Below are 18,368 nucleotides of genomic sequence, written 5' to 3'. Positions count from 1 at the left end.
GTTCATGGCATGGGATGCTTGGCGTCTTGCAAGCGGTATCCACACGTCCACGTAACCCTTCTCTCGGGAGGGTTCGAAATCCGGACTGTACTGCTCGAACTCAGGCGCGTCGGCAAGCTCGTATTCGGATTCAGGCAGCCAGTGATTGAAAATCGTGAAGAACGTCTGATGGATCGTCGAGATGTGGCCTTGGTGTCGAAAAACCACATAGTCTTGCCGCGGCACCCTGAAATACCGAAAAGCCGAAGGAAGACCGTCAACGCAGGACACCTCTGTGCCGGCAATGTACTCAAAACTACCGTCCAGTTCAGGATTACAACACAGGCCATAGCTCCAGCTGTTTACCTGATCTAGAACCTGTCCCAGGTAGGGGGAGAACGCTTGCCATAGGCCGACGATGCCTTCGTTCCTATCGAAGGTAAAACGATCCCCAAGACCCGCTATGAAAAACGCTGCTCTGGTTTCAAAACGGGGTTTGGAGAGTGTTACAAGTTTCCTTTCTTTCATACGTAATGGCTCCACCAGCGAGAGATGTGCATCCTCGTGCCCACGCACCTGCTTCGGAGTGAACCCAAACAGATCGCAGAAGGCGCGCGTAAAAGCTTCATGGGAGCCATAGCCAGCATCCAGCGCTACTTGCAGGATATCCGGTGCGCCTCGACGCAAGGTCAGTGCCGCTTGGCTCAAACGCCGTGCACGGATGTAACGCATCACCGACCAACCCGTCGACACTGCAAACAAACGGGCCAGGGCAAAGGGAGACATGTTGCAATGGCGCGCGACACGTCCCAGATCGAGTTGGGATCCCAGTTCCAGCTCGATGTACCACAAGGCCCTTTCGATACTCAGCATGACGAATCTCGATGAATGCTGAAGCGACGTTATCAAATGAATGGGGACAGTATTTGATCGTTATTGCGGTTTCCGCTTTCCACGCTAGGGCATATGAACGACCTCCACGTCTGCCTGCGTGCATATCAAGGACGAGCCATAAGGCTACTGCCTACACTGGATTAACTCACTCATCGAAGGATATGGAATGCTCATCGTCTTCAGCGGCCTTCCCGGCACCGGAAAAACGACTATCGCCAATGATCTCGCCGCGACAACAGGCGCCATGTACCTGCGGATCGATACTATTGAGCAGGCGATTCGAAACTCGGGCGCTCTTGCGCAAGATGTGGGGCGCAGTGGCTACATGGTCGCCAATGAGCTTGCGCGGAGTAATCTTCGTTTGGGCCGCACGGTCATTGTTGATTGTGTCAATCCCGTCCTCGAAAGCCGGATCGCGTGGAGCGAAATCGCCTCACAGGCCAGTGTCCGATTAGCAAATATCCAAGTGCTCTGTTCCGATAAAGATGAACATCGACGCCGGGTCGAAACAAGGATGGTTGATGTTCCAGGGCTGACTCCACCAACCTGGCAATCGGTACTGGATCATGAATATGAGCCATGGGATGAAGCTTCGTTTTGCATAGACACAGCCTTGGTCTCTCCGGTGCAAGCGGTCTCGATGATCATCGACCGATTCCTGTCCCGTGAGTAACGTCGGCGCGCGGCGCAGTCCACTCAGAACTCCGTGTCCAGCGCCAACGCTCCCTGAATCCACCGATCCAAACTCCGGTTTTTTCTGTACCTGCCGTTCATCCATTGCCCGGCACTTGCAGTTGCCCAGACATCTCTGATGTTTAAGCGTGGAAATCCCTCGCGTCAGAACGGAGAGCCATCATGGAAATCGACGAGAATGCCCCTGGGAACAAATCCCAGCAGGACGTAACCCGTGGCACGGATAATGAAACAGGCCACGATCCCAAGAAGGACGGCCCCGAGGTTCCATTGCCGGCGGATGATGAGGCTCCTGTCGAGGAGGATATGTCTGATGTGGAGGCCGCCGATTCGGTGGCCAGTGAGCATCCCGACGCTTAGCTTTTGTCCTTGCTGATTTATGGCAAAAGCGGGCGACTTATGAGTCGCCCGCTTTTTGTAGGTCTCAGTTTCTAAAAGCAAGGACTCGGTCCGATTGTCTACCGCTTGCGCTGACATCAATCCGGGGATCTGCTTGATCTTGCGCGAAAAAATGATGCTGGTATGGTGGCGCCTCGTTTAAATCAGCGTTCAAGAGGGATCTTCTATGCACTCATTTTTCGCCAAGACCTTTGGGGGTCTTACTACCAGCTATTACATCCGTCAGTTCCTTTTTGGGCTGGTGTTCGCTGTGATGATCATCTCTTTGGCCGCCAATGGCCCTGGAGGAATCGGTGCCAAGCCTGGGCTGATTGTGTTGGCGGTCATCAACTCATTGCTCTATCCGTATTCTCGGTTCGTCTACGAAAGCGTTGTTGGCTACATCATGGGTAACAACGTTTTTTTCGTGAATGCGCTGTTCATGCTGATAGTGAAGGTTTTCACCATGGCGATGTGCTGGTCGTTGGCGATTTTCATAGCGCCGGTGGGGCTGGCGTATCTGTTCTGGCGTAACAGCCGGTCGGCGGTTGAGTAAGTCAGCAGTTCAGTGCGCTCGCAGTGATAACTGACGAGAATGGCTAAAGGAAGCCCTACATTGAATCGTAGGGCTCCCCATGACTTCTTTGCTGACACGGTTCCTGTCTTGCGGCCCTGGGTTGTTCAAGTGACGCAGCAAATATTTTAAGAGGCCATCTCTTGTCGAACGTAGAATCTCGCCTGCATGAACTAAAGCTCCATCACATCTACGACGGCTTCAAACAGCTGCTCCCCATTTCTCTGTTCGTCGTTGTATTCGGCGTCGCCTTTGGCTTGGCCGCAGCGCAGTCGGGGTTGAATGATGTTTCAGCCGTGCTCATGAGCACGCTGGTATTCGCCGGCGCTTCTCAATTTGCTGCGCTGGATCTGTGGGGCCAACAGGTCCCGGTCGTTCCGTTGATGATCACCGTCTTTGCCATCAACGCCCGGCACCTGTTGATGGGCGCCACGCTCTACCCATGGCTACGGGAGCTGCCGGTTGCCAAGCGTTATGGTGTGATGCTGGTGGTCTCGGACGCCAACTGGGCCATGGCGATGCAAGCGTTCAGCCGTGGAAAACCTGGGCTGGGGCTTTTATTTGGCGGTGGCATCGCGCTCTGGGTCGCCTGGATCCTGGGCAGTTGGCTGGGGCTGCACTTTGGCAGCGCCATTGAAGACCCGGTCAGTTTCGGGCTCGACATGGTGATGGGGTGTTTCCTGTTGGCGATGGTCGTGGGCGGGAAGAAGAACCTGCGTATGCTCATCATCTGGACTGTGGCGGCCTGTTCATCGCTGTTGGCCTACTGGTATCTGCCGGCTAACAGTCATGTCGTGGTGGGGGCTTTGGCGGGAGGTATTCTGGGCGCGTTGTGGATGGAGAAAAAACAATGAATATCGACACGGCGGGCCATGGCACCCTGATCATCATCCTGATCATGGCCATCGTGACGTTGGCGACCCGCTGGGGCGGTGTTTTCGTGATGTCGTTCGTGCCGATCAACTATCGGGTGCAGCAATTCATCACGGCAATGTCCGGCTCGGTATTGGTGGCCGTGCTTGCCCCGTTGGCGATCGAGGGTGACAACGGCGCGCGCCTGGCTTTGCTGAGCACCGCAATCATCATGGTGATCGTGAAGAAACCTCTGCCGGCGATTGCGGCCGGGATACTTGCAGCCGCTTTGGTCAGGCAGTTCTGAAACCATGTCGCCCGCTCACAAGCGGGCGATGAATTCCAAGTAACACAGGTCAGAAGTTCAGGGCCAATGCCTCCCCAAACGAGTGGTCCTGAACGCCGGCCATGAAGTGTAGTGGCATCTTCTGTTTCGCCTCGACCGGCGCAATGTCAAAACTACCGACTATTTGACTGTGAAGTGCACGTAGCCGTATCGACTCTTCTTCCTTTGCCTTTGCCATTCTCGCGTGGTTCGCTGCGATTTCATTGAGAGTTGACACGGTACATCTCCGGTGACTGACCAGCAGTGATAAGACGGCCGCCGCGTCAGGGTTACGTCGCCCTGGGGCTGCCATGACAAGTCGGTGCAAACCCTGAGCCAGACGTGGCGGCGAAATGCGCGTCACCTTCCATTAGCGACGAATGGTGGGCACCGGGAAACTCTAACCGCCCACAGATGAATATTTAAAGACGCGGGCGACTTCTCAAGCGTCTGTGTCGGCGCCATAGCCGGCCGGCATGCCTGCCGTCTTGCTGAAGAACGCGACCACGGTGATGCCGATCAGGCTGGTGGCAAGCGCCAGCAGCAGGATCACCTGCTGCGTTCCGACGGGCGCTGCCAGCAGTGCGACCAGCAGCCCCGCCAAGGGCTGTGACAGGTTGTTGAGCAGGGTAATGACGCCGACGGTCTTGCCAAAGTCCTTGGCTGGAATGACCTGCTGGCGAATGCTGCGTATGTAGACGTTGAACATCTTGTCGAAGCCGACGATCAGCAGAAATCCGACGACGTAACCCCACACTGTCGGGCTGAATGCTGTGATGAAGGCGCCGGCGGCGATCAGCGTGTAAGACACACTGCCCAAGACTCTCAAGGGCAAGGTCACCCGCGCCAGGAAGAACAGAATGATGATAGTGGTCACGGCCCCGGCTGCCTGTAACCAGGCGTAGTAGTCCTTGCCGGCGCTGTACTCGCCGATCACCATGGCCGCCGAGGTGGCGAGGGTGACGCCGATGATCAGGTTGACCCCTACGGCCAGGCCGATGATTTTTTTCAGCTCGGCCAGGTTGCGGATGTGACCGAAGGCAATACGCAGCGGGTTCAGCCAGACGTCGTGATGTTGTTCGAAGGTTTCCAGTGTGACCGCGCTGGTGCGCTGCCAGAACAGCATCGCCAGGTCCGCCAGCAGGAACAGTACGGCAATCGCCAGCACCACCCAGTGCCAGGCCCATACCTCCAGCATCAGCGCGGCGATCAGCGGGCCCAGCACCAGCCCGGTCTGGTCGGCGATCTGCGAGTACGACAAGGTCTTGGTGTAGGTGTAATGCTTGAAGATGTAGGGCATCACCACTTCGCGAGCCATGATGCCCTGGGTGGTCAATACACCGCAGACCGCCGAGAGGGCGACGATCCAATAAATGCCGCCAAAAATCATGAAGAGCACCACGGCGGCGATGCACATCACGGCGCGATAAACCTGGCTGATGTGCAGGATTCGAATGGGCGAGAACTTGTCGCACAGCGCCCCGCAGATCGGGAACGACAGAAAGCGTGGCAGGGATTCGACGAAGAAAGCCAGGCCCGCCCAGGAGACGCTTTGGGTGGTTTGGAAAACAATCAGCGGGACGATGAACAGCAGTATCTGGTCGGCCAGCCGTGAGAGGAACATTGAAACGAAAAAGGCCAGGTAATCCTTGCGCATGGAGCTCCTTGAAAACGTCGTTGTACGGTATCGGGCCTTGCTGTCAGCGCGCAGTATGATATGGAACTAATATCACTGTTAGCCTCTATATTCACAGGGATGTTCCCTTTTCAGTGAGAACCACCATGTTCAAATCGCGCTCGTTGATTGTTGCGGTTACCTGCTTCGCCCTCGTGGCGGGTTCTACCGCTGTAGTGGCGAACCCGGGTAACGACAAAGGGAACGCCAAATTCGATCAAGGCCAGGGTCAAGGACAAGGAAACAAAGGCGGGCAGGGCAACAAGGGCGGTCAAGGCAACCCAGGTAGCAATCAGGGCGGCAAAGGTAACCAGGGCGGCAAGGGCAACCCATCGGGTGGTGATTGGCACAACGGCCCCAGCATCGACCGCGGCGGCATTCTCGGCCTGGTGAGCGGTCACCGTGATTATTGGAGCCCCGGTCCGCCACTGCCGCCGGGTATCCAGAAAAACCTCGCCCGAGGCAAGCCGTTGCCACCGGGCATTGCCAAAAAGCTGGACGGGCGCTTGCTGGGACGCCTGCCGCACTATGACGGGTACGAATGGCAGCAGGTGGGCACGGACCTGATTCTGGTGGCGATTGCCACCGGCATCATCTATGAAGTGCTTAACGGTGCGTTCGACTAAAGCGCCAATGGAATAAATAGCAGCCTCATTCGGAGTGATGCCAGTCAGTTAAGCGAAACGCCTGTGGGAGTGAGCAAGCCCGCTCCCACAGGTTTTGCATCAGCTTTCAAGTTGTCGCAGGCGCTTGTACAAGGTGTTGCGGCTGACCCCCAGCCGCCGCGCCAGGTGCGAAATGTTCCCGCCCACCGCCTGCAACTGGCGGTTCAGGTCCTCGACATCGTTCAGGTCGACCATCAGCGGCTCCGGTGTTTCCACCGGCTCCATTTCAAGATCAATGAAGAAGTCGTCTGGCAGATGTTCCGGGCGGATCGGCTGCTCTTCGGCCATTGCCAGGGCCACTTGCAGCACGCTGCTGACCTGGCGCAGATTGCCTGGCCACGGATGGCGTTCGAACAGATCCAGCACTTCGCGGCTCAGGCCGGCCCATTGTGTGGGTTCGCGGTGGTGTTCCCAAAGACGTTTGAACAGGGCCTGTTTGTCATTGCGTTCGCGCAGGGGCGGCAGTTCCAGGGTCAGGCCGCCGATGCGGTAGTACAGGTCTTCGCGGAACCGGCCCAGTTGCACCTGTTCGCGCAACGAGCGGTTGGTGGCGGAGATGATACGAATGTCCACCGCAAACAGCTCGGCGCTGCCCACCGGTTGCACGCAACGCTCCTGCAACACTCGCAGCAATCGGGCCTGGGTCGGGAGGGGCATGTCACCGATCTCATCGAGGAACAGGGTGCCGCGGTCGGCCTTGCGGATCAGGCCGATACTGCCTTTTTGATTGGCGCCGGTGAAGGCGCCTTTTTCATAACCGAACAGTTCCGATTCCACCAGCTCGGCGGGGATCGCCGCGCAGTTGACCGCAATGAACGGCTGCTTGCTGCGGGAGCTGGCCTGGTGAAGGGCTTTGACGAACACTTCCTTGCCGACCCCGGTTTCGCCGTGGATCAGCAGTGGAATGTCCTTCTCCAGCAAGCGCTCGGCCTGGCGTACGGCTTTTTCCACGCGGCTGTCGCCGAAGTGCAGGGTATTGAGGCTGATCACGTTCGCGGCGGGGGCGGACGAGGGCGCTGGCTCGCTGAAGACCCGGGCCTTGACCGTCACCTGTTGCGGGCGTCTGAGCAAACACTGGAAGCGATTGCTCCCCGACGCTTGCAGGGCGAACGGCAGGCCGTCGGGCTGGTTCAGCAGCTCCAGCAGCGAAACCTTGAACAGGCTTTCGATGCTCACCCGTGACAGGCGCAGGCCCAGCAGATTGTCGGCGCGGCGGTTGGCGGAAAGCACCTGGCCGGTTTCATCGAAAATCAGCAGCCCGGCCCATTGGCTGTCGAGGTTGTTCAATCCGGTGTTGAAGGTCAGTTGGAAATGCTCACCGCGAAACAGGTTGAGGATCAGCCGGTTTTCCACGGTCTGGCTCATCATCTTGACCATGCCCAGGGTGTGGGAGGGCGGCAGGTAGCTGTCGCTGGAAACGTCCAGCACTGCGATGACCTTGCGCTCGGCGTCGAAGATCGGCGCGGCGGAGCCGGTCATGAAGCGGTTGGCCTTGAGGAAGTGTTCATCGTGTTCAATGTGCACCGCCTGTTCACAGGCCAGGGCGGTGCCGATGGCATTGGTGCCGCTGCAGCGCTCCATCCAGCTCGCCCCGGCGCTGAAACCATGGGCCAGTTTCGGTTCGATAAAGCGCTGGGTGCCCCACGAGGTCAGCACCTGGCCCTGGTTGTCGGCCAGCATGATCAGGCAATTGGAGTTGCTCAGGATATTCTCGTAATACGGCAGGACTTCCTGGTGGGTGGTCTGCACCAGCGAATGCTGGCTTTCCAGCAACTGGGCAATGCCTTCGGCGGGCAATTGATCGAAGGCAGGCACACTCTGGTGATTCAGGCCAAAGGCGCGGCAGCGGGACCAGGAGGCCTGGATGATGGCTTCGTGGGACAAGGCTGGAGCAGGTGCGGCCATGGGGCACTCTCGCAGATGTTGTTTTTATTGTTGTGATAAGTCTCGCACATCCTCCTTGTGCTGGGGCATGCCTGAATGTCACTTGATACACGAAACCTGTGGGAGCGAGCCTGCTCGCGATAGCGTTTGATCAGTAGCATTGATGTGCCTGACACAAAGCTATCGCGAGCAGGCTCGCTCCCACAGGATCGAAGTCAGGCCGGCCGAAAACCTTTATTCAGTGTTGTTCAAAATTGTTCATTGTCAACCAGCAATCTGTTCAGTTGTTCAGTCAGGTTGTTCATTTTCGTTCATCAACGAACGTTCTTTTCTGAAGGATAAGAGAAAAAATCAACAGGATCATGAGCTTGTGATTTCTGGCACGGCTTTCGCTTTTAGACTCGGGTCGCTTGACTCCAAATAATAAAAAGGCCGAGCCATGTCATTAACGCTTGAGCACATTTGTCGCACCGTCGAAGGCCAGACCTGGATCGACGATGCCAACCTGAGTTTCGAACCCGGATCGTTCAACGTTCTGCTGGGCCGCACGCTGTCCGGCAAGACCAGCCTCATGCGCCTGATGGCCGGTCTGGACAAGCCCGACAGCGGTCGCATCCTGATGAACGGCGTTGATGTCACCCAGCGCCCGGTGCGCCTGCGCAACGTGTCGATGGTCTATCAACAGTTCATCAACTACCCGACCATGACGGTGTTCGAAAACATCGCCTCGCCGCTGCGCCAGGCCGGTGTGTCCAACGAGGTGATCCAGAGCAAGGTGCTGGAAACCGCGAAGATGCTGCGCATTGAGAAGTTCCTGCAGCGTCACCCGCTGGAGCTGTCCGGTGGCCAACAGCAGCGCACCGCCATGGCCCGGGCGCTGGTCAAGGACGCCGAACTGATCCTGTTCGACGAGCCCCTGGTGAACCTGGACTACAAGCTGCGTGAGGAACTTCGCCAGGAAATGCGCGAACTGTTCCAGGCCCGCCACACCATTGCCGTCTACGCCACCACCGAACCCAACGAAGCCCTGGCTTTGGGCGGCACCACGACGATTCTGCATGAGGGCCGGGTGATCCAGAGCGGCAAGTCGGCCTCGGTGTATCACCAGCCGCAAACCGTACTGGCCGCCGAGCTGTTCTCCGAGCCACCGATCAATCTCATGCCGGGCCGCATCGCCGGCAATGAAGTAAGTTTCGCCAATTTCGTGCACTTTCCGCTGAACGTCGATCTGCGGCCGGTGGGCGAGGGTGAGTTCCGCTTCGGTGTGCGGCCCAGTCATATTTCCCTGGTGCCGAGCAACGACGACGACCTGGAACTGGCGGTGACCGTCGAGGTGGCCGAGATCAGCGGTTCGGAGACATTCCTGCACGTGCGCAACGAGCATTTCCTGCTGGTGCTGCACTTGTCCGGCGTCCATGAATACGACGTGGATGAGCCGATCCGCATCTACATTCCGACCCACAAACTGTTTGTCTTCGATGCCCAGGGCAAGCTGGTCCAAGCCCCAGGCCAGCGTATTGCGAGGGTTGCCTGATGGCTGAAATTCGTTTGCAGAACCTCGCCCACAGCTACACCAGCACCCCAGCGGGCCCAGAGGATTACGCGATCCGCGAGATGAACCACATCTGGGAGCAGGGCGGCGCCTATGCGTTGCTCGGTCCATCGGGCTGCGGCAAATCCACCTTGCTCAATATCATTTCCGGACTGCTGAGCCCCTCTGAAGGCCAAGTGATGTTCGACAGCAAAGTCGTCAACGACCTGACCCCGGAGCGTCGCAACATTGCCCAGGTGTTCCAGTTTCCGGTGGTGTACGACACCATGACGGTGTTCGACAACTTGGCCTTCCCGCTGCGTAACCAGGGCATGGCGGAGGCGAAAATCCACACCAAGGTGCAGGAAATCGCCGAGGTCCTGGACCTGCAGAACCTGCTGGACAAAAAGGCCCGCAACCTCACAGCCGACGAAAAACAGAAGGTCTCCATGGGGCGCGGGCTGGTGCGCGACGATGTGTCGGCGATCCTCTTCGATGAACCGCTGACGGTGATCGACCCGCACCTGAAATGGAAACTGCGGCGCAAGCTCAAGCAGATCCACGAGCAGTTCAATATCACCATGGTCTACGTCACTCACGACCAGTTGGAAGCTTCTACCTTCGCCGACAAGATCGCGGTGATGTATGGCGGTCAGATCGTGCAGTTCGGTACGCCTCGGGAGTTGTTCGAGCGTCCGAGCCACACCTTTGTCGGCTATTTCATCGGCAGCCCGGGGATGAACCTGATCGAGGTCACGGCACAACCCGGCGGCGTCGGTTTCGCTTCCACCCACTTTCCGCTGTCCGAAACGTTGCAACGCGGTATTGCCCAGGCCGAAGGCAAAAGCCTGAAGGTCGGTATTCGTCCTGAATTTGTCCATGTCTGGGACGGGCCTTACGACGATGCGATGCGGGCCGATGTGGTCCACGTCGAGGACCTGGGCACCTACAAGATCCTCACCCTCAACCTCGATGGCGCGCCGATCAAGGTGCGCCTGGCCGAAGACAAACCGGTGCCCGAAGGCACTGCGTACATCAGTTTTCCGGGCCAATGGCTGATGGTGTATGCCGATGAATACTTGCTGGAACCGTTGAGCGAGGTGCAGCCATGAACAAGGTGCAGAACAACAAGGCCTGGTGGCTGGTGTTGCCGGTGTTCCTGCTGGTGGCGTTCAGTGCGGTGATCCCGATGATGACCGTGGTCAACTATTCGGTGCAGGACATCTTCGACCAGTCCAGCCGCTATTTCGTCGGTGCCGATTGGTACAGGCAGGTGCTGCTCGATCCACGGCTGCACGACTCGTTACTACGCCAGTTCATCTATTCGGCGTGCGTACTGCTGATCGAGATTCCGCTGGGCATCGCCATCGCCCTGACCATGCCGACCAAGGGCAAATGGTCGTCCCTGGTGTTGATCATCCTGGCGATCCCGCTGCTGATTCCATGGAACGTGGTGGGCACCATCTGGCAGATTTTCGGCCGCGCCGACATCGGCCTGATGGGCTCCACGCTCAACGCCATGGGCATCAACTACAACTATGCGGCCAACACCATGGACGCCTGGGTCACGGTATTGGTGATGGACGTCTGGCATTGGACGTCCCTGGTGGCGCTGCTCTGCTATTCCGGGTTGCGGGCGATTCCGGACGTGTATTACCAGGCCGCGCGAATTGACCGGGCCTCCAACTGGGCGGTGTTCCGGCATATTCAGTTGCCGAAAATGAAGAGCGTGCTGCTGATCGCGGTGATGCTCCGCTTCATGGACAGCTTCATGATCTATACCGAGCCGTTCGTGCTCACCGGCGGCGGGCCGGGTAACGCCACCACGTTCCTGAGCCAGACCCTGACTCAGATGGCCATCGGTCAATTCGACCTGGGCCCGGCGGCTGCGTTTTCCCTGGTGTACTTCCTGATCATTCTGTTGGTGTCGTGGCTGTTCTATACCGCCATGACTCATTCCGACGCCAACCGTTGAGGCCCGCGCCATGAGCAAGAGAAAGCTGATTCCGTTGCTGATCTACATCCTGTTCCTGCTGGTGCCCATCTACTGGCTGCTGAACATGTCGTTCAAGAGCAACACCGAGATCCTCGGCACCCTGACGCTGTGGCCCCAGGATTTCACCTTCCAGAACTACAAGGTGATCTTCACCGACCCGAGCTGGTACACCGGTTACCTGAACTCGCTGTACTACGTCAGCCTGAACACGGTGATTTCCCTGGCTGTGGCGTTGCCGGCGGCCTATGCGTTTTCCCGCTACCGGTTCCTGGGGGACAAACACCTGTTCTTCTGGCTGCTGACCAACCGCATGGCGCCGCCAGCGGTGTTCCTGCTGCCGTTCTTCCAGCTGTACTCGTCCATCGGGCTGTTCGACACTCATATCGCTGTGGCCTTGGCCCATTGCCTGTTCAACGTGCCGCTGGCGGTGTGGATCCTCGAAGGGTTCATGTCCGGGGTGCCGAAAGAAATTGACGAGACTGCCTACATTGACGGCTACAGTTTCCCCAAGTTCTTCGCGAAGATCTTCATCCCGTTGATCGGCTCCGGCATCGGCGTCACGGCGTTTTTCTGCTTCATGTTTTCCTGGGTCGAACTGTTGCTGGCGCGCACCCTCACCTCGGTGAATGCCAAGCCGATCGCGGCGGTCATGACCCGTACGGTCTCGGCATCGGGTATCGACTGGGGCGTGCTGGCGGCGGCGGGGGTGTTGACTATCCTGCCAGGCATGCTGGTGATCTGGTTCGTACGCAACCATGTGGCCAAGGGCTTTGCCCTGGGCCGGGTCTGAGGAGACGATGATGGAATGGATGAACTGGACCGGCCCGACGGCGGCCTTCTTTGGTGTCATCGCCTTGCTGCTGGCAGGCATGACTACGTGGGAACTGCGTTCGCCGAGTATCCCTCGGCGCGGTTTCCTGCCGATTGCCACCACCCGTGGCGATCGGTTGTTTATCGGTCTTCTCGGTAGCGCCTACCTGCATCTGCTGGTGATCGGCGCCACCGACTGGAGCATCTGGATAGCGTTCGCGTTGTCTTTGGTGTGGCTGTTGGCAGTGATGCGGTGGGGCTAGTCGAAGGTTCGACGATCAGGCTCTTAAACCCAAACAGGAGGTCTCTATGTTCGATAAAAACAATAAGCTGCGACATAGCGTTTCATTGGCAGCCGTGCTGGCACTCAGCGGGTTGAGCGCTGCGGCCTGGGCCGACGCCTATGAAGACGCGGCGAAAAAATGGATTGGCAGTGAATTCAAGCCGTCTACCCTGACAGCCGAACAGCAGCTCGAAGAGCTCAAGTGGTTCATCAAAGCGTCCGAGCCATTTCGCGGCATGAAAATCAACGTGGTGTCGGAAACCATCGCCACCCACGAATATGAATCCAAGGTGCTGGCCAAGGCCTTCAGGGACATTACCGGGATCGAGCTGACCCACGACCTGTTGCAGGAAGGCGACGTGGTGGAGAAGCTGCAGACCCAGATGCAGTCGGACAAGAATATCTACGACGGTTGGGTCAATGACTCGGACCTGATCGGCACGCACTTTCGCTACGGCAAGACCGCATCAATCACCGATATGATGGCCAACGAAGGCAAGGCCTACACCTCGCCGACCCTGGATCTCAAGGACTTCATCGGCACTTCGTTCACCACCGCGCCGGACGGCAAGCTCTATCAACTGCCGGACCAGCAGTTCGCCAACCTGTACTGGTTCCGCGCCGACTGGTTCGAGCGGGCCGACCTGAAGGCCAAGTTCAAGGAAAAGTACGGCTACGAGCTGGGTGTACCGGTGAACTGGTCGGCTTATGAAGACATTGCCAAGTTCTTCACTGAAGACGTCAAGGAAATCGACGGTAAGCGCGTCTACGGTCACATGGATTACGGCAAGAAGGATCCGTCCCTGGGTTGGCGCTTTACCGATGCCTGGTTCTCCATGGCCGGTGGCGGCGACAAGGGCCTGCCCAACGGCTTGCCGGTGGACGAGTGGGGGATTCGCGTCGAGAATTGCCATCCGGTCGGCTCCAGCGTGACCCGTGGCGGCGACACCAACGGCCCCGCGGCTGTGTTCGCCACCACCAAATACGTGGACTGGATGAAGAAGTACGCGCCACCGGAAGCGGCGGGCATGACCTTCTCCGAATCCGGCCCGGTGCCGTCGCAAGGCAACATCGCCCAGCAGATCTTCTGGTACACCGCTTTTACGGCCGACATGACCAAACCGGGCCTGCCGGTGATGAACGCCGATGGCACGCCGAAATGGCGCATGGCGCCGTCGCCGCGCGGACCGTATTGGGAAGAGGGCATGAAGCTGGGCTATCAGGACGTGGGCTCCTGGACGTTCCTCAAGTCCACGCCTGAGAAGCAGAGGCTGGCCGCCTGGCTCTATGCGCAGTTCGTGACGTCCAAGACCGTATCGCTGAAGAAAACCATTGTAGGTTTGACGCCGATTCGTGAGTCGGACATCAACTCTCAGGCCTTGACCGATCTGGCGCCGAAACTCGGTGGGCTGGTTGAGTTCTATCGCAGCCCGGCCCGTGTGCAATGGACCCCGACCGGGACCAACGTGCCGGACTATCCACGCCTGGCTCAGCTGTGGTGGAGCCACATCGCCGAAGCCGCCAGCGGCGAGAAGACTCCGCAACAGGCACTCGACGGGTTGGCCAAGGATCAGGACGCAATCATGACCCGTCTGGAACGCTCCAAGGCCCAGGCCACCTGCGCCCCGAAAATGAACCCTGAGCGCGACGCGCAATACTGGTTCGACCAACCGGGCGCACCGAAGCCGAAACTGGCCAACGAGAAGCCTAAGGGTGAAACCGTGAGCTACGCCGAACTGCTGAAATCATGGGAGGCGGCGCGTAAATAAAGCTGGACCTGCAATGAATGAACGGCACCGCAAGGTGCCGTTTTTTTTTTGCGGCCGGCCCCTCGACGCGCAAAACGGTGGGAGCAAGGCTTGCCCGCGATGGCGGTGGCACATCCCGCATTAATGCCAACTGACCCGCCGCCATCGCAAGCAGGCTCGCTCCCACAGGGGGATTGGGTGGCGGAGTTGAATCAGCCCGCCTTGGCCGGGCTGGTAGGAGGGTGTCCGGCCACTGGCGATGGCCCGGCTTTCATCAGGACCTCCAATGCTTGGCGGTAGGTGCTGCCCGCCAGGTTCATGCTGTTGTTGTGGGTTGCGCCTGGCACCAGCAACAGACGCTTTGGCTCCAGGGCGGCGTTGAATAATTGTTCGCTCAAGCGTGGCGGGACGTAGCGGTCGGCGGCGCCGTGCACCACCAGCAAGGGCATGTTGATCTCGCGGATCTTGTCGATGGAGTCGAACTTCTGCGACAGCAGCCAGCGCACCGGCAGGGAGGTGTTCGCCATGGCGGTGGCGACATCGCCCAGGGAGGTGAACGTGGATTCGATGACCAGACCTCGGGCGGGCACGAGGCTGCCGTCTTTCGCCGCCTTCTGGCCAAGCTCCGCGGCGAGGTCTACCGCGACGGCGCCACCCAGTGAATGGCCGTAGATCAGCCGCAGGGCCGGGTCCGGTTGCAGCACTTCAAGACGCTGCCAGGCAATGCGCGCATCTTCATAGACGCTGGCTTCCGACGGCAGATCGCCCTGGCTTTTGCCGAAACCACGGTAATCGATGGCCAGCACCGAAAAGCCCAGGGCCCTTAACTGCCGAATACGAAACAACTGACCGGTCAGGTTCCAGCGCACCCCGTGCAGGTACAGAATCGCCGGCGCGTTCTTGCGTTCGGCCGGCCACCACCAGCCGTGGATATTTTCCCCGGCCTTGAAGCTCTTGGGCTTGAGGTCGAACTCCTGCACGTCGCCCGGCAAGCCGCTGAACCAGGTTGCCGTACCTGGCTCGATCCGAAACACCAGTTCACGTTCCTTGTGCTGCAACACGCCACAGCCCACCGGCAGCCCGACCACCATCGCGCTCATGCACAGCAAAGCCAGCCAGCGTCGCCCAAGACGGGAGATAAGAGACGAAGACATCGATGCGATTCGCTACTCAAGGCATGAAGGTGCTTTTTATCAGATTCGCTGGAAGGGTGGAGGGATTTCGGATGGCTTGTTGTCGCGTATCCTAAATCACTGCACATCCCCATATTGGGTCAATATCAAAGCCTTCACCGCCGCGCCGTACGCCACCCTAGGTACGCCCGACAGGCGTTTATGCAACACTTGGGTCAGTGAGTCCCCTGGCATCAGGCTCGCGTCGCCAAAGTCTTCATCCAGGTGCAGTGGATGAACGATTACCTCAAGCGAGCCGTGACCTGGCGGCGCGGCGTGGTGCAGGTCGGCGGGTGTGCAGACGTAGTCGGCTGTCGCGCCGCACAGGCTGCGCAGGCGACGGTTGAGCATGGTCTTGAACAGGCGCTTGGGCAGGTTGAGATTCGCCCCCAGGTTACGCGCCAACCGAATCGGCACGCCGTGTCGGGCGGCAAAGCGGGCCACCAGCTCTCCAATGGGCCAGATGTTATGTACGTGTTGATGAGAATCGAGGTGGCTAGGCCGCAGGCCATGGTCCAGGCAGCGTTGCCATTGGGCATCAAGCTCTTCCTGTACCGCGCGGAGGTCCTTTGAACCAAGGCGCAGGCAGTAGCGCGAGAGGTTCAGGTCGAACTCGCCGTTCGTGTCGCAAAACGCCGGTCGCGAAGCAATGGTCTGGCTCAGCGGGCGGCCGAAGCTGAGATTGAAATGCAGGCCGATTCGGCCGTCGAGTAGCGGTTTGCGGGCCATTTCACAAGCTTGCTCGAAAGCCGGCATGTTGGCCATGGCCGTGGCCGAACTGATCACGCCAGCCTCGAAGGCCCGCAGAATCAGGGAGTTTTCGTTGAGATCGAGTCCGAAGTCGTCAGCGTTGACGATCACTTGGCGTGGCATTCACATTCTCCTGGCGCTTGGGGGTAGATGACGAAGTCGCTGTCGCGCTTTGCCCGGTCGGGCGCTTGCGCAGTAACGGTTTCAGGCTTTTCCATAACCGCAAGGCGAGCCCCAGTACCAGGCCATCGGGCTGCCATGAATAAAAACTCCAACGCCAGTGCTCCAGTTGTCCGGTCATGCGTTCATGCAGTTGATGGCTCGAGTTCTCCAGGCTGACCCGCGAGGCATCGATCCAGCGCCAGTTGTCATCCAGCCCCCAGCGAATCCACTCCTCGAGCAGAACCCGACCACTGCCCAGGTCGGCATGCTGTGGCAGGAACGCCAGGTTGTAGTCGTACAGTCGTCCCTGATCCAGCAGGCCGAGGCGATAACTGATGCAGCGACCGTCCAGTTCCAGTATCACCACCCGCACCATGCCCTCGGCGGCGAGCGCAGTGAAGGCGTGATTCATCCATTGCCGACGGCTGGGGTCGGCGAAAATGCCGACACCTTCTTCTCCTTTCCAACTGGCTGCCTCGACTTCGGCAAGGTCGTGCAGCAGCAGCCCCATGCTGATGGCATCGGGTGTCACCCGGCGGATTTGGGCACCGCATGCGGCGATCCGCTTGCGCGCCCGGCGTAACTTGTAGCGCGGATCACCGGATATCTCCTGGCGGTCGCTGTCGCTGATCAAATGCACCGGCACCCGGCAACTGAGTCGCCGTTCCCCGGTCGAGCTCAGGGCCATCCAGGCACTGAGGACGCTTCCTTCACCCACCGGTTCGGTCACTTCATTCAACTGTAGTAACGCATGGGGCAGATGTTGGCGGATCTGCATCAGCGCCTCTGCCATACCCTCGGCGTCCAGACGTATCAGCGGCGCGATGCGGTCAGCCAATGGATAGCCCAAGTGACGCAATACCCGGAAACGCAGCCCACAGATACGTTCGCGCCCCGAAATGAGCGGCAGACACAGGCACAGTGTCTGATCCTGCCAGCCAAGCAGTATGTTGAGCTGCTGATCTGGCAGCAGCGCAAATTCCGCCGCTTGCAGCCAGGCCAATGTGTTGAACGGTGTAGTGTCGGGCACCAGGGTTCGCAGCTGTTCATAAGCTGTTGCAGGGAACTGCGCCGCGCCCAAGGAACGGCACCATTGGAACCTGATCGCCATGGACATCAGGCCGCCGCAGTGGTGGCGGACGGCTGGGCCGGTTTGCGAAACGGGTCCAGTAGTGAGCCGCTATAGAACGTGTCGCGGAAAAAACGCCAGCGGCCAAACAGGCAATACACGTGGGTGATTTGTCCGCGCTCCTGATAGTCCATGCGCAGGTGCAGTTTTACGGCTGGAATGTTCTCCAGATCGCAGACGTCGACTACTTTGTCGCTGCCTTTGTCGGCCATGGTCTTCCAGAGATCCAATTGCACATCCACCGACAGCTGACTGCCCCAATAGGCGCGGATCATTTCACCGCCGAACTCGAAGAACTCGCCCGGCTTGACCGGGAACCAGCAACCATAGAAATGGCGGTCGAAATAGTCGCGTTGACTGCCCCAGATGAAAGCGACGGTGTTGCCCTTGTCGTCCAGATACATCAAGCCGGTGTGGCCTTCGGCTGCCAGCTCACGCATGGTCTCGACACGGTCGCCGAAGTGAGTGGCGAAAGCGTCGGCGTTGCTGGTAGTGATGACTTCCCTGCGCAAAGGTGGATAAGGCTTAAGTTTGCAAGGCCGCACAGGACTGACCAGATCCCGCTCCATCCATATCAGTTGGGAGTGAAAAAACACGTAGCGTCTGCACAGCTTTTTGAGCACGGTGCGCAGGCCTTTCTTCTGAATGCGATCACGCAATTTTTGCAGAACGTTCATAGTGCCTCCTGACGGGTGGCGGGTTGGGAAATGGCCCCCATCGCGAGCTGGCTCGCGATGGGTTTTTGGCTGACGAGCGCACTCATGCTGATGTCCCCATCAGCCTCCGGCGCATCGGCAGCCAGTCGCTGGGCAGGATGATCTGTGTCTGCCACGGCGCCACACCGCTGGGACGGCAAGGAGCGACACCA

General features: G+C 58.8%; 19 protein-coding genes and 1 pseudogene. 12 read left to right on the top strand and 8 right to left on the bottom strand.

The window, feature by feature from the left end; all coding sequences use genetic code 11:
* Positions 1-42 precede the first annotated feature (42 nt).
* A pseudogene (locus tag QOM08_RS18965) lies at positions 43-852 on the bottom strand (GyrI-like domain-containing protein); the annotation flags it as partial.
* Between the two features lie 187 nt (positions 853-1,039).
* On the opposite strand from QOM08_RS18965, the gene QOM08_RS18960 reads away from it, so the two are divergent.
* The 5 genes from QOM08_RS18960 (at position 1,040) to QOM08_RS18940 (ending at position 3,677) form a co-directional block, all read left to right on the top strand.
* On the top strand, positions 1,040-1,546 hold the full coding sequence (locus QOM08_RS18960; RefSeq protein WP_316911991.1) for an AAA family ATPase: 507 nt from the start codon (positions 1,040-1,042) through the stop codon (positions 1,544-1,546).
* A gap of 182 nt (positions 1,547-1,728) precedes the next feature.
* The gene (locus QOM08_RS18955) at positions 1,729-1,926 is read left to right on the top strand and encodes a hypothetical protein (RefSeq protein WP_047228562.1); all 198 of its coding nucleotides are present in this window, start codon (positions 1,729-1,731) and stop codon (positions 1,924-1,926) included.
* Between the two features lie 205 nt (positions 1,927-2,131).
* On the top strand, positions 2,132-2,500 hold the full coding sequence (locus QOM08_RS18950; protein WP_047228561.1) for a hypothetical protein: 369 nt from the start codon (positions 2,132-2,134) through the stop codon (positions 2,498-2,500).
* Positions 2,501-2,661: 161 nt separating this feature from the next.
* Complete coding sequence (locus QOM08_RS18945) at positions 2,662-3,372, top strand: AzlC family ABC transporter permease (protein ID WP_316911990.1); 711 nt, start codon at positions 2,662-2,664, stop codon at positions 3,370-3,372.
* Positions 3,369-3,677 (top strand): AzlD family protein, encoded by a 309-nt coding sequence (locus tag QOM08_RS18940; RefSeq protein WP_047228559.1) that lies wholly within the window; start codon positions 3,369-3,371, stop codon positions 3,675-3,677. The genes QOM08_RS18945 and QOM08_RS18940 overlap by 4 nt, the downstream gene beginning before the upstream one ends.
* Positions 3,678-3,726: 49 nt before the next feature.
* Here QOM08_RS18940 and QOM08_RS18935 read toward each other — a convergent pair whose 3' ends face one another.
* The gene (locus QOM08_RS18935) at positions 3,727-3,933 is read right to left on the bottom strand and encodes a hypothetical protein (RefSeq protein WP_047228558.1); all 207 of its coding nucleotides are present in this window, start codon (positions 3,931-3,933) and stop codon (positions 3,727-3,729) included.
* Between the two features lie 204 nt (positions 3,934-4,137).
* Positions 4,138-5,352, bottom strand: coding sequence for an MFS transporter (locus QOM08_RS18930; protein WP_316911989.1), 1,215 nt, complete (start codon positions 5,350-5,352; stop codon positions 4,138-4,140).
* A 125-nt stretch (positions 5,353-5,477) separates the two neighbouring features.
* On the opposite strand from QOM08_RS18930, the gene QOM08_RS18925 reads away from it, so the two are divergent.
* The gene (locus QOM08_RS18925) at positions 5,478-5,996 is read left to right on the top strand and encodes an anti-virulence regulator CigR family protein (RefSeq protein WP_107322251.1); all 519 of its coding nucleotides are present in this window, start codon (positions 5,478-5,480) and stop codon (positions 5,994-5,996) included.
* 99 nt (positions 5,997-6,095) lie between these two features.
* Here the strand turns inward: QOM08_RS18925 and QOM08_RS18920 are convergent, their stop codons facing one another.
* Complete coding sequence (locus QOM08_RS18920) at positions 6,096-7,940, bottom strand: sigma-54-dependent Fis family transcriptional regulator (RefSeq protein WP_288912827.1); 1,845 nt, start codon at positions 7,938-7,940, stop codon at positions 6,096-6,098.
* A gap of 418 nt (positions 7,941-8,358) precedes the next feature.
* Here QOM08_RS18920 and QOM08_RS18915 point away from each other — a divergent pair, with 418 nt between their 5' ends.
* Genes QOM08_RS18915 through QOM08_RS18890 form a run of 6 tightly spaced genes read left to right on the top strand, consistent with a single transcriptional unit; the run spans position 8,359 to position 14,308 of the window.
* Positions 8,359-9,453, top strand: a complete 1,095-nt coding sequence (locus QOM08_RS18915; RefSeq protein WP_047228554.1) for an ABC transporter ATP-binding protein — start codon at positions 8,359-8,361, stop codon at positions 9,451-9,453.
* The gene (locus QOM08_RS18910) at positions 9,453-10,562 is read left to right on the top strand and encodes an ABC transporter ATP-binding protein (protein WP_047228553.1); all 1,110 of its coding nucleotides are present in this window, start codon (positions 9,453-9,455) and stop codon (positions 10,560-10,562) included. The genes QOM08_RS18915 and QOM08_RS18910 overlap by 1 nt, the downstream gene beginning before the upstream one ends.
* Entirely contained in the window at positions 10,559-11,425 is an 867-nt protein-coding gene (locus QOM08_RS18905) for a carbohydrate ABC transporter permease (RefSeq protein ID WP_047228552.1), read from the top strand. The genes QOM08_RS18910 and QOM08_RS18905 overlap by 4 nt, the downstream gene beginning before the upstream one ends.
* Before the next feature lie 10 nt (positions 11,426-11,435).
* Complete coding sequence (locus QOM08_RS18900; RefSeq protein WP_047228551.1) at positions 11,436-12,236, top strand: carbohydrate ABC transporter permease; 801 nt, start codon at positions 11,436-11,438, stop codon at positions 12,234-12,236.
* Positions 12,237-12,246: 10 nt separating this feature from the next.
* Positions 12,247-12,519 (top strand): DUF2160 domain-containing protein, encoded by a 273-nt coding sequence (locus QOM08_RS18895; protein WP_047228550.1) that lies wholly within the window; start codon positions 12,247-12,249, stop codon positions 12,517-12,519.
* Between the two features lie 46 nt (positions 12,520-12,565).
* Complete coding sequence (locus tag QOM08_RS18890; RefSeq protein WP_047228549.1) at positions 12,566-14,308, top strand: ABC transporter substrate-binding protein; 1,743 nt, start codon at positions 12,566-12,568, stop codon at positions 14,306-14,308.
* Positions 14,309-14,499: 191 nt separating this feature from the next.
* On the opposite strand, the gene QOM08_RS18885 is transcribed toward QOM08_RS18890, so the two are convergent.
* The 4 genes from QOM08_RS18885 to QOM08_RS18870 form a co-directional block, all read right to left on the bottom strand.
* Positions 14,500-15,441, bottom strand: a complete 942-nt coding sequence (locus tag QOM08_RS18885; RefSeq protein WP_316911988.1) for an alpha/beta hydrolase — start codon at positions 15,439-15,441, stop codon at positions 14,500-14,502.
* 96 nt (positions 15,442-15,537) lie between these two features.
* Positions 15,538-16,332, bottom strand: coding sequence for a ChbG/HpnK family deacetylase (locus QOM08_RS18880; protein ID WP_047228569.1), 795 nt, complete (start codon positions 16,330-16,332; stop codon positions 15,538-15,540).
* Positions 16,304-17,482 (bottom strand): GNAT family N-acetyltransferase, encoded by a 1,179-nt coding sequence (locus tag QOM08_RS18875; protein ID WP_047228568.1) that lies wholly within the window; start codon positions 17,480-17,482, stop codon positions 16,304-16,306. Before QOM08_RS18875 ends, QOM08_RS18880 begins: the two co-directional genes overlap by 29 nt.
* A gap of 5 nt (positions 17,483-17,487) precedes the next feature.
* A complete protein-coding gene (locus QOM08_RS18870; protein ID WP_316911987.1) occupies positions 17,488-18,177 on the bottom strand; it encodes an N-acetyltransferase in 690 nt (229 codons plus the stop codon).
* Between the last annotated feature and the right edge of the window lie 191 nt (positions 18,178-18,368).

The sequence above is a fragment of the Pseudomonas sp. P105 genome (genome assembly GCF_032614175.1).
GTDB lineage: Bacteria > Pseudomonadota > Gammaproteobacteria > Pseudomonadales > Pseudomonadaceae > Aquipseudomonas > Aquipseudomonas rhizophila.
The sequence above is the reverse complement of the archived record's forward strand: the minus strand, read 5'-3'. Positions and strand labels throughout refer to the sequence as shown.

Coding starts and splice junctions, on each gene's coding strand:
- QOM08_RS18910 (WP_047228553.1), top strand. CDS start 9,453: ATGGCTGAAATTCGTTTGCAGAACCTCGCCCACAGCTACACCAGCACC.
- QOM08_RS18930 (WP_316911989.1), bottom strand. CDS start 5,352: ATGCGCAAGGATTACCTGGCCTTTTTCGTTTCAATGTTCCTCTCACGG.
- QOM08_RS18955 (WP_047228562.1), top strand. CDS start 1,729: ATGGAAATCGACGAGAATGCCCCTGGGAACAAATCCCAGCAGGACGTA.
- QOM08_RS18905 (WP_047228552.1), top strand. CDS start 10,559: ATGAACAAGGTGCAGAACAACAAGGCCTGGTGGCTGGTGTTGCCGGTG.
- QOM08_RS18920 (WP_288912827.1), bottom strand. CDS start 7,940: ATGGCCGCACCTGCTCCAGCCTTGTCCCACGAAGCCATCATCCAGGCC.
- QOM08_RS18960 (WP_316911991.1), top strand. CDS start 1,040: ATGCTCATCGTCTTCAGCGGCCTTCCCGGCACCGGAAAAACGACTATC.
- QOM08_RS18950 (WP_047228561.1), top strand. CDS start 2,132: ATGCACTCATTTTTCGCCAAGACCTTTGGGGGTCTTACTACCAGCTAT.
- QOM08_RS18940 (WP_047228559.1), top strand. CDS start 3,369: ATGAATATCGACACGGCGGGCCATGGCACCCTGATCATCATCCTGATC.
- QOM08_RS18890 (WP_047228549.1), top strand. CDS start 12,566: ATGTTCGATAAAAACAATAAGCTGCGACATAGCGTTTCATTGGCAGCC.
- QOM08_RS18900 (WP_047228551.1), top strand. CDS start 11,436: ATGAGCAAGAGAAAGCTGATTCCGTTGCTGATCTACATCCTGTTCCTG.
- QOM08_RS18870 (WP_316911987.1), bottom strand. CDS start 18,177: ATGAACGTTCTGCAAAAATTGCGTGATCGCATTCAGAAGAAAGGCCTG.
- QOM08_RS18880 (WP_047228569.1), bottom strand. CDS start 16,332: ATGCCACGCCAAGTGATCGTCAACGCTGACGACTTCGGACTCGATCTC.
- QOM08_RS18915 (WP_047228554.1), top strand. CDS start 8,359: ATGTCATTAACGCTTGAGCACATTTGTCGCACCGTCGAAGGCCAGACC.
- QOM08_RS18885 (WP_316911988.1), bottom strand. CDS start 15,441: ATGTCTTCGTCTCTTATCTCCCGTCTTGGGCGACGCTGGCTGGCTTTG.
- QOM08_RS18875 (WP_047228568.1), bottom strand. CDS start 17,482: ATGGCGATCAGGTTCCAATGGTGCCGTTCCTTGGGCGCGGCGCAGTTC.
- QOM08_RS18895 (WP_047228550.1), top strand. CDS start 12,247: ATGGAATGGATGAACTGGACCGGCCCGACGGCGGCCTTCTTTGGTGTC.
- QOM08_RS18925 (WP_107322251.1), top strand. CDS start 5,478: ATGTTCAAATCGCGCTCGTTGATTGTTGCGGTTACCTGCTTCGCCCTC.